Below are 565 nucleotides of genomic sequence, written 5' to 3'. Positions count from 1 at the left end.
TTTCTTCTTTTCTGAATTGTCTGCAATTATAATTTTTTTTAGAAATTCTACTTCCTGGCGCAAGTATTGCAATTCACTTTGCATACGTGTGATTGATTGTGGAGAAGAGAGTTCTGCTTCATCGGTTGCTTTCATACTCATTCTTCTCTGTCTGTTTTCACCTTCTGTAAAACCATTGCCAGACAATGCTTGCTTCTTAATATGCTGAACCAATGAATCAATTTGTTTCTGCTTGAATATACTTAAATCAAATCCGAAATCTGATAGGATCTTTCGAGGAGAATTCCCTGCTTGATAACTAACCCAGAAGTCCTCTTTAAACTTAGCTGTGTAATACAACTTATACTTGGAGACTTTTAAAACATATGGGTTCTTTTGAAGTTCTTTTCTTTGGGCATCCGTATACTCTTTCATATTTCCCTCCGGTAGATAACTTTATTATATATCATCCACCAGAAGAATCCCTTTTTCCTTTGTCCACAAAATAGGATTTTATCCCTTCTTTGTGTGTCCATTTTTAGGGTTCCCTTCTTCTTAAAGTGTCCACTTTATAGGGTATATTTTA

1 protein-coding gene is annotated in these 565 nt (G+C 34.9%); it reads right to left on the bottom strand.

Annotation, left to right across the window (positions count from 1 at the left end; genetic code table 11):
- A partial coding sequence (locus BXO88_RS16250; RefSeq protein ID WP_078038752.1) for an HTH domain-containing protein occupies nt 1–414 on the bottom strand: 414 nt, incomplete at its 3' end.
- Nucleotides 415–565: the final 151 nt, after the last annotated feature.

It is taken from the genome of Oribacterium sp. C9, from assembly GCF_002007235.1.
Lineage (GTDB): Bacteria > Bacillota > Clostridia > Lachnospirales > Lachnospiraceae > Oribacterium.
Note: the sequence above shows the minus strand (reverse complement) of the source record. Positions and strands in the feature narration are given on the sequence as shown.